The sequence below is a fragment of the Lentzea alba genome (assembly GCF_047445655.1).
Taxonomy (GTDB): domain Bacteria; phylum Actinomycetota; class Actinomycetes; order Mycobacteriales; family Pseudonocardiaceae; genus Lentzea; species Lentzea alba_A.
In genome coordinates this window covers 138798-151617 of sequence record NZ_JAJAEG010000001.1, presented here as the reverse complement: position 1 = coordinate 151617, position 12820 = coordinate 138798, and the positions used below count along the sequence as shown (strand labels likewise).

Here is a 12820-nt window from a genome sequence, read left to right as displayed (position 1 = left end):
ATCAGCGCATGACCGGTGTTCGTGAACTCCGCCTAGTCGTCACCGCCGCCGACTACGACGAGGCCCTGCGCTTCTACCGCGACGTGCTCGGCCTAGAGCAACGGGCGGCGTTCGCGTCCGACGGTGGGCGGGTCACGATCCTGGAGGCCGGCCGGGCGACGCTGGAGATCACCGACCCGCCGCACGCCGAGTTCATCGACCGGGTCGAGGTGGGGCAGCGGGTGGCCGGGCACATCCGGGTCGCGTTCGAGGTCGACGACTCCGAAAGCACGACTCGTGCCTTGGAAGCCGCAGGCGCGGAGGTGATCGCGGAACCCACGCGCACGCCGTGGAACTCGTTGAACGCCAGACTGAAAGCGCCCGCGGGGCTGCAGCTGACCCTGTTCCAGGAGCTGGGCGAGTGACGATCTCCGCTGCCGGTTACCGCGATCTCGCGAACCGGGACGTGCTCGCGTGCGCTGTCGTCACGGTCGCCGCGAAGTTACCCATGTCGATGACACCGCTGATGATGGTGTTCCTGACCAGGGGCCTAGAAGGCGGCTACGTGCTCGCGGCGTCGCTCACGGCCGTCTACGTGCTGGGGGAGATCCTCGGTGCCGGGCTGCTGGGGTTGCTGCTCGACCCGTCACGGATGCGCGGCCAGCTGTCGGCCGGGCTCATCGTGGGTGCGGGGGCGTTCACGACGCTCGCGCTCACCACCAACGTGACCGTGCTGGCGATTGCGGCGTTCATCGCGGGCGCCGGGCCGTCGACGACGCCGGGCGGGTTGCGCGCGATGCTGCTCGGGCTGGTGCCGGACTCGTTGGTGCCCAAGGCGATGGGCTTCGACGCCATGATCACGCAGGTGGTGTGGGCGGTGGCGCCCGCGCTGGTCACCGTGCTGGCGTTGAGCGTGGATCGGCGGGCGCCTGTGGTGGTGTCGGTCAGTCTCGTCGTGGTCGCGGCCTGGCTCGTGTTCATCCTGCCGCGCGGGCACGTGACTTCGCGGTCCGGCCGGGCGAAACCGCACGTCGTCGCGTCGGCGTGGCCGATCTACCTGGTGAGTGCGGCCGCGTTGGCGCAGCTGGCGGTCGCGGAACTGGTGCTGCCCGCGCTGCTGGAGCACCGAGGGATTGCGATCGGCTGGATCGGGCCGTTGCTCATGGGGTTCGCCGCGTGCAGTGCGCTGGGGGCGGTGCTGTACGGGCTGCGGCCGTGGCCTGGATCGTTGCGCACGCAGGGTTTGGTGCTGCTCGTCATCACCGCGACCTGTGTGGGGGCCGTGGCGTTGTTCCCGAACCTGCCGGGCATCGCGGGCGCGTTGCTGGCGGCCGGGCTCTTCCAGTCCGGGGTGCTGGTGACGCGCAGTCTCGCGTTGCGTGAACGGCTTCCGGTCGGTGCGCACGCGGCCGGGTTCTCGATGATGTACGCGGTGACCGGCGCGGGTTATGGCCTCACGGCTGTCGTCGCGGCCTGGGCGATGGACGTCGGGTCGCCGATCTGGGCCGTTTTCGGTGGTGTGGCGGTCACTCTGGTCCTGACAGCAGTCAGCGCGGCTGCCGAGAAACGACAGCCGCGCTGATCAGAGAGCTACTTCATGAGGGTGACCCTCATGGACCTCAGGTCCATGAAAGTCACCCTCATGGCACGCCTACCCGCGGTAGAAGTTGCCCTGGGTCTGCACGTTGAGCTCGTCCGTGCGGAAGAACTTCGCGACGAACGTGCGCGGGTCGCGCATGTCGATCACGTCGAAGCCGCGGCCCATCTCCGAGGAGTAGATGTAGCCGTTGTACCAGTAGGTCGACCACGTGCCGCCGCCCGCCTTGTTCGGCATCGGGCCGCGCTCGAAGAAGCCGATCTCACGCGGCTTGCTCGAGTTCGTGAAGTCCCACACCGAGACACCGCCCTGGTACCAGGACTGGACCATGATGTCCTTGCCCGGCACCGGGATCAGCGAACCGTTGTGCGCGACGCAGTTCTCCGAGTCGGCCTGCATGCGCGGGATCTTGAAGTAGGACTTGAAGACCAGCTTGCGGTCCTTGCCCTTGCCCACGATGTCGTAGATGCCGTTGGCACCACGCGTCGGACCGATCTTCTCGTTGCACGTCGCCGCGCCGCCGCCACCGAGCTCGTCGGTGAAGACGACCTTGGTGCCGTTGTTGTTGAAGGTCGCCGAGTGCCAGAACGCGAAGTGCTTGTCGTCCTGGACCCGGTGGATCTCCTTCAGGTTCTCCCTGTCGGAGATGTCCCAGAGGACGCCGTCACCCATGCAGGCACCGGCGGCGAGGTCGAGCTGCGGGTACACGGTGATGTCGTGGCAACCGGTGGTCGGCCTGGTGTACGGCACCTCGATGTTGCTGCCGTCGCCACCCGAACCGGGGTTACCGCCGTCCGGGAACAGCACCGGAGCCTTGAGCAGGGACGCCTGGGCCGGAGCCTTCACCGGCACCTTGACGATCGAGATCTTGTCGTGCGGCGGCTGGCAGTCCGGGAACGTGGCGCTGGGCGAGTAGGACGAGACGTAGAGGTACACGTCCTTCTTGTTCTTGCCCGGCACCAGCGTGTGGGTGTGCGAGCCGCAGTCGGTCTCGACGGCGGCGACGTACTTCGGAGCCGCCTTGTCGCTGATGTCGAAGACCTTGATGCCCTCCCACGACGACTTCTCGGTCGCCGGCTGGGAGACGCTGCTGCACGAGTTGTCGCTGCGCGACGAGTCGGTCGACAGGAACAGCAGGTTCCCGTACACCGAGATGTCGTTCTGCGAGCCGGGGCAGAGGACCTGGCTCTTGATGCTCGGCTTCCGCGGGTTGCGGATGTCGTAGATGACGAAGCCGTCGTAGTTGCCGACGAACGCGTAGTTGCCCTGGAACGCGATGTCGGTCTGCGTCGAGCTGAGCGGAGCCTGCTTGTCCAGGTGGGAGACCAGGACCATGTTGCGGCTGCGGCTGATCTCGTTCTCACCCGGGATGCCGTTGACCGGTTCAGCCTGCGCCTCGAGCTGAGCCTCGCTCAGCCCGGCGCCGTCGCTGGGCAGGTCGGGCTCGGCGTACGCCGGTGCGGTCAACGTCGACAGGGTCAGCGCGAGCGCCCCCAGAAGCGCCAATGGCGTTCTGCGCCGTCGGGCCGTTTCGCGTGAAGTCACAGCTTTACCCCCTCAGTACGGGTTGGTGAGGGGGAGTATGTACCTTTCGCCTTGCTAAGGGCCAGCGTCTTTCGGAGGGTATTCTCGCTAACCATGCGTACTGGGGTCGCGGTGATCGCGCTGGTAGTGGCGTTGGCAGGCTGTACGTCGGAGCCGGAGTCGGCGCCGATCATCGCGCCGGACACACCCGGCGGTTCGGCGCCGACAATCGCCCCTTCGGACGCATCTCGTGCGCAGCAGCCTGCGCCGAACGACGCCGACCGCCAGTACGTGGAGATGATGATCGTCCACCACGAACAGGCGCTCGCGATGACTCGGTTCGCGCCCGAACGAGCGCAGAACGAGACCGTGAAAGGCCTGGCAGAGCGCATCCGCTTCAGTCAGGAGCCCGAGATCGGCGCCATGAAGCAGTGGCAGCGGACGTTCAACGTGGTTGGCGGGCACGCCGACCACAGCGCGATGCCGGGCATGGCCACCCAGGAGCAGTTGAACGCGCTGGGTGCCGCGCGGGGCAAGGACTTCGACCGGATGTTCCTGGAGCTGATGATCAAGCACCACGAGGGTGCGATCAAGATGGCGACGGACGTGCGGGCGGCCGGCACCAACGTCCAGGTCGAGGAGATGGCGGACGACGTGGTCGCCACGCAGTCCGACGAGATCAACCGGATGAAGGCGCTGCTGCCCACTCTGTGAGACGGCGGCGGGCCTTCGCGACGTCGGCGTGGCCGAGGCGGTCGTAGATCGTTTCGGCCTCTTCCCACACCTGGCGGGCCTCGGTGACCTCGCCGGTCGCGACGTACGTGTCGCCGAGGTTCACCATGGTGGTGGCGATCTCGAACTGCTCGCTGATCGCCTCGAACACCACCAGCGACTGCCGGTAGTGCTCGATCGCGCCGGCGAAGTCACCCACGTGGTGCAGGTTGTAGGCGATGCTGTCGAGCGTGCTGGCCTCGCCGAGCCGGTCGCCGCAGCCGAGATGCAGCGCGAGCGCGATCCGGCACTGCTCCAACGCCTCCTCGTGCCTGCCGAGCAGGCCCAGGTACCAGCCGACCTGGTTGGTGGCTCCGGCGAGGCCCGAGGTGTCGCCAGCGCGTTCGCTGAGCGTCGCCGCCTGCCAGGCGTGCACGAGCGCGCGGTTCAGGTCGCCCACGGTTTCCATGCAGTGCGCGAAGTTGCGGTGCGTGCGGATCTGTCCGTCGAGGTTGCCGGTGCGGACGTTGAGTCGCAATGCCTCGGTGAGGTGCGCCTCGGCGGCCGGCATCTCGCCCAGTCGGTGTCGGGTGTGCGCGATCAGCTGGTGCATGATCGCGGACCCGTTGTCGTCTCCGAGACGCCTTGAGGCGGCGAGCCCCGCTTCGAGCAGGGAGAGCGCCTCGTGCCAGCCGCCGATGAGGTCGAGGAAGGTTCGGACGGACCACGCCAGCTGCCAGGTGTGGCGGTCAAGTCCGTTGGCCGCGGCCAGCTCGCACGAGGCGGCCAGTACGGCGATCTCGACCGTGAACCAGTGCCGTGCCTCCTCGTGGTCCTGCACGATCTCCGGCACGACTCCGGCGACTGGAGGATCGACGACGACCTTGGACCGGAACGAGTGGATCCGGGCGTCTGCGAAGTGCGCACTGTGCAGGTAGTGGTCCATCATCCGTCGCAGCGCAGCGCGTTTCTCCTCCTCCGTGACGAGATCGCGTGCGTACGCGCGGACGAGGTCGTGTAGCTCGTAACGGCCGGCGTGCACGGTGACGAGTCCGGCGTCGGCGAGTTCCGCCAACGGCGGCGGCTCGCCCATGAGGCTGGTCGCGGCGGCGGCTGACAGGTTCGGTCCGGGATGGACACCCAGCAGCCGGAAAAGTCGCTGTGCCGGAACGGAAAGCCGCTGGTACGACCACGCGAACACGGAACGGACGCTCGTCGTCTCGTCGCCCGTGTCGAGGAAGTCGAGCACGTCGCCCGCCAGCTCGTCGGCCAGCGCGCCGAGCGGAAGACCGGGTTCCGCGCGGGCGGCGACGATCGCGAGTGCGAGCGGGAGGCCGCCGCAGAGCGTGACGAGCCGGGCGACCGCCTCGGGTTCGGCTGCCGCGCGGTCGCGCCCGATCCGTTGGGCCAGCACCTCCTCCGCCTCGGCCTGAGCGAGGGCGTCGAGGCGGAGCTTGGCGGCGTCGAGGTCGTCCATCCGGTTGCGGCTGGTGATCAGCACGCGGCACGCCGGGTCCCGGGGAAGCAGCGGGCGCACGTGGTCGGCGTCGCGGGCGTTGTCGAGCAGGAGCAGCATTCGCTTGCCCCGCACCAGTTTCCGGTACAGCTCGGCCTGGTCGGCGGAGCCTGCGGGCACGCGGTCGGGAGGGACGCCGAGCGCGCCGAGGAAGCCGCGGACGACCTCCTCCGGCCGTGCGGGTGCGGTCGGGTCGAAGCCGCGCAGGTTGACGTGCAGCTGCCCGGCCGGGAAGTCGGTGGTGCTGGCCCACTGGAGTGCGAGCGTGGTCTTGCCCGCGCCGCCGGTGCCGCTGAGCACGGTGACCGGCCCGGTGTCGTGCAGTGCGGTGAGTTCTCTCTCGCGGCCGGCGAACTGGGCGAGAGGGGCGGGTACCTGCCGTGGCACGGGCACGAGCGCCTCGATGGCCTTGCGTTCGTTGGTCAGCTTCTCGGCGATGTCGTTCACACCGTCGACGTCCTCGAACGGTTCGCCGCGCCACAACGCGAGGGCTTCGGCGTAGCGGCCTTCGTCGCGCAACGCGCGGAAGTCCAGCAGGTCGGAGTCGGTGACGTGGGCGAGGTAGCCGGTGCCGCGGGTCTGGATGCAGTTCGCCTCGCCCAGCGCGCGCCGCAGCCTGCTGACGGCGGTGCGTGTGGACGAGGCGTCACCGAGTTCGTCGAGTTCCACGATCTGTCCGGCGTTGGCCAGCAGCCTCGCGAGGATGGCCCGGCCACGACCCGTGGGCAGTGCGACCGGGCGTCCGTCGACCTCCGCCCGCAGTGGGCCGAGGATCAGGAATCGGACGTCCCCCACACGGGGGAGTATCGCCTACTGCTCGACGCGCTGCTGCGGCAGCACCAGGTCCTCGGCGTGCTGGAAGGTCTCGACGGCGTTGCCCGTCACGTGCCGTGCGATGCCGCGGTTGCGCTTGTGCGCCTCGCGGAACGAGTCGGAGGCGACCCAGGCGCGGAAGTGCTCCTCGGACTCGAACTCGTTGACCGACACGTACGGCTGGTCTTCCTTGGTCGGCTTGAGCAGCGTGCTGCGCAGCAGGCCGGGCACGCCGGGCAGGAACGTGCGCATGTTGCTGCGGAAGTGGGCCTCGAACTCCTCCGCACGCTCGGCGGGGACGAACAGGCGGTTCGTCGCGATGAACATGGGCCCTCCTTGATTCCGACGCTCTGTCGGGAACTATTCCAACTCCCCGTCGGGAAAGCAAGCGCGATAGGATCCCGGGGTGCCGAGGATCAGCGCCGACACCGTGGCGGAGCACCGCGCCAACCGGTTGCGCGCCCTGCTGGACGCGGGGCGGGAGATCGTGGCGACCGAGGGGGCGGAGGCGCTGACGCTCGCGTCGCTCGCGAGACGCGTGGGGTTGTCCCGGCCGAGCCTCTACGAGTACTTCCGGTCGCGCGAGGAACTGGTCGCGGCGATCGTGTCGGACGCGTTGCCGGAGTGGGCGGACAAGCTGGAGGACGCGGTCAACGGCGCGTCGTCCGTGCCGGAGAAGATCGAGGCCTACCTGCGTACCGAGCTGGCGATCATCACCGACGGCAGTCACGGGGCGGTGGTGGCCCTGTCCGCGCACACGTTGCCGGACTCGTCGCGTGAGCAGATCAGGGCCGAGCACGAACGGTTGCTGGCGCCGCTGGTCGGCGTCTTCAAGACGGCCGGGGTGCAGCGCGCGCAGCTGCGGGCGATGCTCGTGCACGCGATGGTCGAGGCCACGTCGCGGATGATCACGCCGGGGCGGACCGAGTACAACGAGGCGGTCATCCAGACGTTGCTCGACCAGGTGGTGCACGGGCTGGATCAGCGGATCAGCTGAACGGCACGACCTCTCCGAAGCGCACGAGCTCGCCGTAGTGCTGCGGCTTGACCGGCTTGAGTGCCAGGTCCAGCAACGCTTCCGCTGCCTGGGCCGGAGTCGGTGCCGTGCTGACGTCCCACCACAGTGCGGAGGTCGGTGTGTTGATCATGCCTGGGCACACGGCGGCGACCAGGATGCCGCGCGCCAGGTAGTCGTGTTGTGAGGCGAGGATGCGCACTGCGGCGACCTGGCCGATCTTGGACGGGATGTTGACGAAGGCCGGCCACGCGCTGGTGCGGCCCTCTTTCACCGCGTCGCGCCAGTTCGCGATCTGCTCGTCGAGCTCGTCCAAAGAGGACGGTTCGGTGAAGCGCTTGTGCAGGATCGGTGCCAGGTGGTGCAGGGTGCCGAGCGAGCTGGCGACGACGAGCAGCCTGCCGTTGTCGTTGAGCAGTGGGGCGAAGGCTTTCAGCAGCCTGGTGGTGCCGAAGTTGTTGACCTCGGTGTAGTCGTCGATGATCTCGCGCGGGTTGTCGTCGGGGCCGATGCGCATGACGGCGTTGCCGAACACGATGTCGATGCCGCCGTGGCGTTCCTCGATCTGCTTGGCGAGGTCGGCCGCCGCGTTGGGGGCCGCGACGTCCAGCAGTTCGCCGCGGACTTGGGCGCCGCCGCCGGGCACGGCCTGCACGGCGGCGGTGATCTTGCTGAGGTCGCGGCCGGTCAGGTAGACGGTGTCGGTGGGCTCCAGGCGTTGCGCGAGCCCTTGGGCCAGTGCGAGGCCGAGGCCCTGGGTGGCGCCGGTGACCAGCGTGATCGTCATGGCTCAGGCCTTCGCGAGGAGGGTCTCGGAGTACGTCCACAGGCGGGCGGCGTTGTCGCGGTCGACGGCGTAGCGCGCGACACCGTGCAGCGGCGGCGCCTCCTTGCGGCTGTCGACGACCGGGGCCTCGTTGCAGTCGTCGAAGTAGCGGCCGCCGATGCCCTCCAGCAGCGGCGACGTGGCCAGCAGGACCGACGTCGCCGCGCCCTGCTCCACCGTTTTCATCGTCGTGAGGTTGAGGTCGTCGCGGTTGATGTCGAGGTGGCTCGACAGGTTCGTGAAGATCTGGCCTGGCATCAGGGCGTTCGCGGTGATGCCGTCCTCGGCCCAGCGGCGGGTCGCCTCGACGGCGAACAGGACGTTGGCGGTCTTGCTCTGGCCGTACGCGGTCCACGCGTCGTAGTTGCGGAACGCGTAGTTGACGTCGTCGAAGACGACGGGCGAGAGCATGTGGCCGGTGGAGCTGACGACGACGATGCGGGCGCGGCCGGCTTTGAGCGCCGGGTGCAAGCCGGTGGCCAGGGCGAAGTGGCCCAGGTGGTTGGTGGCGAACTGCCATTCCCAGCCCTGGTCGGTGTACCGCTGCGGGGTGGCCATCACGCCGGCGTTGGCGACCAGGACGTGCAGCGGGCCGTCCCAGCCGCGGACGAACGCGTCGATGGAGGCGAGGTCGGTCAGGTCCAGCTGCGCGACGCGGACGTTGCCGCCTATGTCCTGGGCGGTCTTCTCGCCCGCGTCGGTGTTGCGGACGGCGAGGGTGACCTCGGCGCCCCTGCCGGCCAGCGCCCGCGCGGTCTCGACGCCGATGCCGGAGGACGCGCCGGTCACGATCACGCGCTTTCCCGGCAGGTCGATGCCCTCGGCGACCTCGGCGGCGGTGCTGCTGAATCCGAACTGAGTCTTGATCACGCCTCGACGCTAGGCCGCTCAGAGGTATGCGGGTAGCGAGAATGTGTCAAGTGAGGTATGCGTAGATGTCATGGCCTTCACCGACGCGTCGCTGGTCGCGTTGCGCGTGTTCCGCGAGGTTGCCGAGCGTGGCACGTTGACCGCGGCGGCGACAGCGCTGGGTTACACGCAGTCCGCGGTGTCGCGGCAGATCGCTGCCCTCGAACGAGCGGCAGGGGCGGAGTTGTTGGAGCGGCGCCACGACGGCGTGCGACTCACCGCGGCCGGGCGGCTCGTGCTGCGGCGCGCGGCTGTCGTGGTGGACGAGATCGACGCGGGCACGCGGGAGCTCGCTGGCCTGCCTGAGGACGCGAGCACCGTCCGGCTCGGCTGGTTCGCGACTGCTGGGGCGTGGCTGCTTCCTCAGGCGCTGACGGCGTTGGCGCGCACACACCCGTCGATCACGGTGGTCACGCGTGAGGGGAGCACACCGGCGTTGGTGCGCGCGCTGCGTGCGGGCACGTTGGACGTCGCGTTGATCTCGTCGTCGCCGCCGTTCCGCGCTCCGGACGACGAGATTCCAGCGCTGGAGGTCGACACCCTCGTCGAGCGCAGTCTGCGCGTGGCTGTTCCTTCGGCACATCCGTTGGCGCGCAACGACTTCATCGACGTCGACGACCTGCGTGGCCAGCGGTGGATCTCGGGTCCCGGCGACCCTTGGGTGATGGGGGTGTGGCCGGGGCTGGACGAACGACCCGTCGTCGCGCACACCGCTCGCGACTGGCTGGCGAAGCTGCAGCTGGTCGCGGCGGGGTTCGGCATCACGACGATTCCCACGTCGCTGGGCGCGGTTCTCCCTGACGGGGTGCGGATTCTGCCGGTGCGCGGTGGGCCTGCCGAGCAGCGTCGGGTTCTGCTCGCGCGGCTGCCGGGACCGGTGCCGGAGCCGGTCGCGCGCGTGGCCGCCGCTTTGCGCTCAGCCGTTCTGGAGACGGAGTAGTCAACCGATCGGTTGATGCGGGTGTGGCTCGTTGTTCGATGATCTTCGGGTTGTGTTCTTCGAGGCTTGTGGCATGGCAATCATCGAAGTGCGCGACCTGGGCAAGAGGTACGGGCCTCGCGTCGCGGTGGACTCGGTGTCTTTCGAGGTCGCCGAGGGGGAGATCTTCGGCATTCTGGGGCCGAACGGGGCGGGCAAGACGACGACCGTCGAGTGCGTGTCGGGGCTGCGGACGCCGGACCGGGGGAGTGTGTCGGTGCTGGGGCAGGCGCCTGCGGACGTTCGTTCCGCGATCGGGGTGCAGCTGCAAGCTTCGGAGCTGCCCGAACGGATTCGGGTCGGTGAGGCGTTGTCGCTGTTCTCGTCGTTCTACCCGTCTCCTGCTGACTGGTCTGAGCGGCTTGGGCTTTCTGAGCACCTACGGGTGGAGTTCGGGAAGTTGTCGGGTGGGTTGAAGCAGCGGTTGTCGATCGCACTGGCGTTGATCGGGTCGCCGCGGGTGGCCATTCTGGACGAGCTGACGACCGGGCTCGATCCGCAGGCGCGGCGGGACACGTGGTCGGTGATCGAGGAGGTGCGGGCGGCCGGCGTGACGATCCTGCTGGTCACGCACTTCATGGAGGAAGCCGAGCGGCTCTGCGACCGGGTGGCCGTGTTCCGCGACGGGCGGATCGCTGCTCTGGACACGCCTTCCGGGCTGGTGTCGCGTGTGGACGGTTCATCGCGGGTTCGGTTCGTTCCTTCTGCCGCGTTGGATTCTTCGCTTTTGCTGGCTTTGCCGGAGGTTTCCGGGGTGGAGATGGTGGGGGAGCAGTTCGTCGTGAGCGGGTCGGAGAACCTGCTGCACGCCGTGACTTCTTTGTTGGCGCGTAAGCAGATCGTGGCGCGGCAGCTGCGTGTTGACCAGGTTTCGTTGGACGACGCCTATGTTGAGCTCACCGGGGGTAGTGATGTGGCGAATCATTGAGGTGGAAGCGCGGCTGTTCGTTCGCGATCGGCTGAACTCGTTGTTCGCGCTGGTGTTCCCGACGTTGTTGTTGCTGGTGCTCGGGGCGGTGCCGATGCTGCGGACGCCCGCACCCGAGTTCGGCGGCATGCGTTTCATCGACAGCTACATGTCTTCGCTGGTGGTGTTGACGCTGGCGTTCATCGGGTTGCAGCGCGTGCCGACGGTTGTGGCCACGTATCGCGAGAAGGGTGTGCTGCGGCGGTTGTCCACGACGCCGATGCATCCGGCGCGGTTGCTGGTCGGTCAGATGGTGGTCAACTTCTCCGCAGCGATCTTGTCGGTGCTCGTCACCATCCTGGTGGCATACGTCGTTTTCGGCGTCGACCTGCCTCACCATCCACTCGGCCTGGCGTGTGCCGTGGTGCTGGGAGGCGCGGGGACGTTCGCGCTGGGCCTGGTGATCGCCGCACTGGCCCCGAACGCGCGAGCGGCCGGCGGCTGGGCGACGGCGGTGTTCATGCTGCTGATGTTCTTCGGCGGCGTGTACCTGCCGCGGTTCATGCTGCCCAATGTGGTTCAGACGATCGGTTCGTACTCGCCTCCCGGCGTGGAGGCGCTGCAACAGGCGTGGCTCGGCACCGCGCCGGACTGGAGGCATCTCGCGATCATGGGGCTGGTGAGCCTCGTGGCGGGTACCGTCGCGGCCAGAACGTTCCGCTGGGAGTAGTTCGTGGACATGGCCGCGTTGGACAGGTGGGAGCGCAGGCTCGCTTTCATCGCACACGTGATCCCGTATTTCGTGCTGACCGTGACCACGGTGATGTACACGATCTTCACCGACCACACGGCATCCGAACGCTGGATCACCTACGGCGTCGTGGCGTTCGGCTACGCGTGGATGGCGTGGTGGTTCACGCTGCACCCCGCGTGGCACAGCCGTGCCGACCTGATGGCCGTGTTCGTCGGCGGCCTGGTCGTGTTCTACGGCGTGCTCGGCCTGCGCGACGACCTGTTCGGCGCGGTGTCCTACGCGGTCTACATCTACGCGAGCGCGTGTCTGCGCGGCCGCTGGATCTTCATCGCGGTGGGGGTGACCGCCGTGCTGGCGACGTTCTCGTTGTTCGGCGGCTACCCACCTCCCGAGGCACGACCCGCCTTCTGGTTGCTGCTGCTGATCTTCTTGGTGGTGGCGTGCACCTTCACGTTCGTCGGCCACGTGACAACCGAACAAGCGCGCCTGCGCAAGGAACTGCTGGAGGAGAACGAGGGCCTCCACGCACAGTTGCTGGTGCAGGCACACGAGGCCGGCGTGCAGGACGAACGCCATCGCATGGCCGGCGAGATCCACGACACGCTGGCCCAAGGCCTGGCGGGCATCATCACGCAACTCTCCGCGGCCACGCCTGCCGACTGGGAACGCCGCGTGTCGGTGGCTGCCTCGCTGGCCCGCTCGAACCTGGCCGAAGCCCGCCGCTCGGTGCACGCCCTGCGCCCGCCGGCTCTGGACTCCGCGGCGCTGCACGAGGCGCTGGGCGAAGTCGCCTCGGGCTGGTCCTCGGTGTCTGGCGTGCCGGTGTCGGTCACCCTGACCGGTTCCGTGCGCGTGATGCACCCGGACGTGGAAGTCGCCCTGCTGCGCACGGCCCAGGAAGCCCTGTCGAACGTGGCGAAGCACGCCTCGGCCACCCGCGTGGGCCTGACCCTGTCGTACATGGAGGACGTGGTGACCCTGGACGTCCGCGACGACGGCGTGGGCTTCGACCTGGCGGTGCCGTCGTCGGGCTTCGGCCTGACCGCGATGAGGCACCGGGTCGGGCGGCTGTCCGGCGCGCTGTTCGTGGAGTCGGAGATCGGAGCGGGGACGGCGATCTCGGCACGGGTGCCCGCGTGAGTGGCGCGGAGGTGAAGGGGAGCGCGCGTGAGTGGTCTGGCGTTCGTGAGGGTGTGCGGTCCGGAGTCGGCGCGGGTGCCTGCGTGGCTGGCTTGGATGTGAAGGGGGAGCGTGCATGACTGGTCTGGCGTTCGTGAAGGTGTGCGGTCC

Annotated in this window: 13 protein-coding genes; 8 read left to right on the top strand and 5 right to left on the bottom strand. The window is 68.5% G+C overall.

Annotated features, from left to right (window positions below; all coding sequences use genetic code 11):
* Positions 1 to 8 precede the first annotated feature (8 nt).
* Together LFM09_RS00735 and LFM09_RS00730 are read left to right on the top strand one after the other, a co-directional pair.
* A complete protein-coding gene (locus tag LFM09_RS00735) occupies positions 9 to 404 on the top strand; it encodes a VOC family protein (RefSeq protein WP_414094234.1) in 396 nt (131 codons plus the stop codon).
* Positions 401 to 1561 (top strand): MFS transporter, encoded by a 1161-nt coding sequence (locus LFM09_RS00730; protein ID WP_414094233.1) that lies wholly within the window; start codon positions 401 to 403, stop codon positions 1559 to 1561. Before LFM09_RS00735 ends, LFM09_RS00730 begins: the two co-directional genes overlap by 4 nt.
* 69 nt (positions 1562 to 1630) lie before the next feature.
* Here LFM09_RS00730 and LFM09_RS00725 read toward each other — a convergent pair whose 3' ends face one another.
* Positions 1631 to 3082 (bottom strand): LVIVD repeat-containing protein, encoded by a 1452-nt coding sequence (locus tag LFM09_RS00725; RefSeq protein WP_414094232.1) that lies wholly within the window; start codon positions 3080 to 3082, stop codon positions 1631 to 1633.
* A gap of 132 nt (positions 3083 to 3214) precedes the next feature.
* Here LFM09_RS00725 and LFM09_RS00720 point away from each other — a divergent pair, with 132 nt between their 5' ends.
* Positions 3215 to 3814, top strand: a complete 600-nt coding sequence (locus tag LFM09_RS00720; protein WP_414094231.1) for a DUF305 domain-containing protein — start codon at positions 3215 to 3217, stop codon at positions 3812 to 3814.
* Here LFM09_RS00720 and LFM09_RS00715 read toward each other — a convergent pair.
* Both LFM09_RS00715 and LFM09_RS00710 read right to left on the bottom strand, forming a co-directional pair.
* On the bottom strand, positions 3780 to 6122 hold the full coding sequence (locus LFM09_RS00715) for an ATP-binding protein (protein WP_414094230.1): 2343 nt from the start codon (positions 6120 to 6122) through the stop codon (positions 3780 to 3782). The two genes, LFM09_RS00720 and LFM09_RS00715, sit on opposite strands and share 35 nt — an antisense overlap.
* Before the next feature lie 15 nt (positions 6123 to 6137).
* Entirely contained in the window at positions 6138 to 6467 is a 330-nt protein-coding gene (locus LFM09_RS00710; RefSeq protein ID WP_414094229.1) for an antibiotic biosynthesis monooxygenase family protein, read from the bottom strand.
* 79 nt (positions 6468 to 6546) lie between these two features.
* Here LFM09_RS00710 and LFM09_RS00705 point away from each other — a divergent pair, with 79 nt between their 5' ends.
* Positions 6547 to 7137 carry a TetR/AcrR family transcriptional regulator gene (locus tag LFM09_RS00705; RefSeq protein ID WP_414094228.1) on the top strand — a complete coding sequence of 197 codons (591 nt, stop codon included), beginning with the start codon at positions 6547 to 6549 and terminating at the stop codon, positions 7135 to 7137.
* Here the strand turns inward: LFM09_RS00705 and LFM09_RS00700 are convergent.
* A complete protein-coding gene (locus LFM09_RS00700; RefSeq protein WP_414094227.1) occupies positions 7130 to 7942 on the bottom strand; it encodes an SDR family NAD(P)-dependent oxidoreductase in 813 nt (270 codons plus the stop codon). The genes LFM09_RS00705 and LFM09_RS00700 overlap by 8 nt on opposite strands.
* Before the next feature lie 3 nt (positions 7943 to 7945).
* Entirely contained in the window at positions 7946 to 8851 is a 906-nt protein-coding gene (locus LFM09_RS00695) for an SDR family NAD(P)-dependent oxidoreductase (RefSeq protein WP_414094226.1), read from the bottom strand.
* Positions 8852 to 8921: 70 nt separating this feature from the next.
* Here LFM09_RS00695 and LFM09_RS00690 point away from each other — a divergent pair, with 70 nt between their 5' ends.
* From LFM09_RS00690 to LFM09_RS00675, 4 genes are all read left to right on the top strand, one after another.
* Positions 8922 to 9830: a LysR family transcriptional regulator gene (locus LFM09_RS00690; protein WP_414094225.1), complete on the top strand. Its 909-nt coding sequence runs from the start codon at positions 8922 to 8924 to the stop codon at positions 9828 to 9830.
* A 73-nt stretch (positions 9831 to 9903) separates the two neighbouring features.
* Entirely contained in the window at positions 9904 to 10797 is an 894-nt protein-coding gene (locus tag LFM09_RS00685) for an ABC transporter ATP-binding protein (protein ID WP_414094224.1), read from the top strand.
* A complete protein-coding gene (locus LFM09_RS00680; protein ID WP_414094223.1) occupies positions 10781 to 11506 on the top strand; it encodes an ABC transporter permease in 726 nt (241 codons plus the stop codon). The genes LFM09_RS00685 and LFM09_RS00680 overlap by 17 nt, the downstream gene beginning before the upstream one ends.
* Before the next feature lie 9 nt (positions 11507 to 11515).
* Complete coding sequence (locus tag LFM09_RS00675; protein WP_414094664.1) at positions 11516 to 12670, top strand: sensor histidine kinase; 1155 nt, start codon at positions 11516 to 11518, stop codon at positions 12668 to 12670.
* The last annotated feature ends 150 nt before the right edge of the window (positions 12671 to 12820 follow it).

What these genes read in the sequence shown, in the direction of transcription:
- LFM09_RS00680 (WP_414094223.1), top strand. Translation starts at nt 10,781, where the DNA reads ATGTGGCGAATCATTGAGGTGGAAGCGCGGCTGTTCGTTCGCGATCGG.
- LFM09_RS00700 (WP_414094227.1), bottom strand. Translation starts at nt 7,942, where the DNA reads ATGACGATCACGCTGGTCACCGGCGCCACCCAGGGCCTCGGCCTCGCA.
- LFM09_RS00735 (WP_414094234.1), top strand. Translation starts at nt 9, where the DNA reads ATGACCGGTGTTCGTGAACTCCGCCTAGTCGTCACCGCCGCCGACTAC.
- LFM09_RS00720 (WP_414094231.1), top strand. Translation starts at nt 3,215, where the DNA reads ATGCGTACTGGGGTCGCGGTGATCGCGCTGGTAGTGGCGTTGGCAGGC.
- LFM09_RS00685 (WP_414094224.1), top strand. Translation starts at nt 9,904, where the DNA reads ATGGCAATCATCGAAGTGCGCGACCTGGGCAAGAGGTACGGGCCTCGC.
- LFM09_RS00710 (WP_414094229.1), bottom strand. Translation starts at nt 6,467, where the DNA reads ATGTTCATCGCGACGAACCGCCTGTTCGTCCCCGCCGAGCGTGCGGAG.
- LFM09_RS00675 (WP_414094664.1), top strand. Translation starts at nt 11,516, where the DNA reads ATGGCCGCGTTGGACAGGTGGGAGCGCAGGCTCGCTTTCATCGCACAC.
- LFM09_RS00690 (WP_414094225.1), top strand. Translation starts at nt 8,922, where the DNA reads ATGGCCTTCACCGACGCGTCGCTGGTCGCGTTGCGCGTGTTCCGCGAG.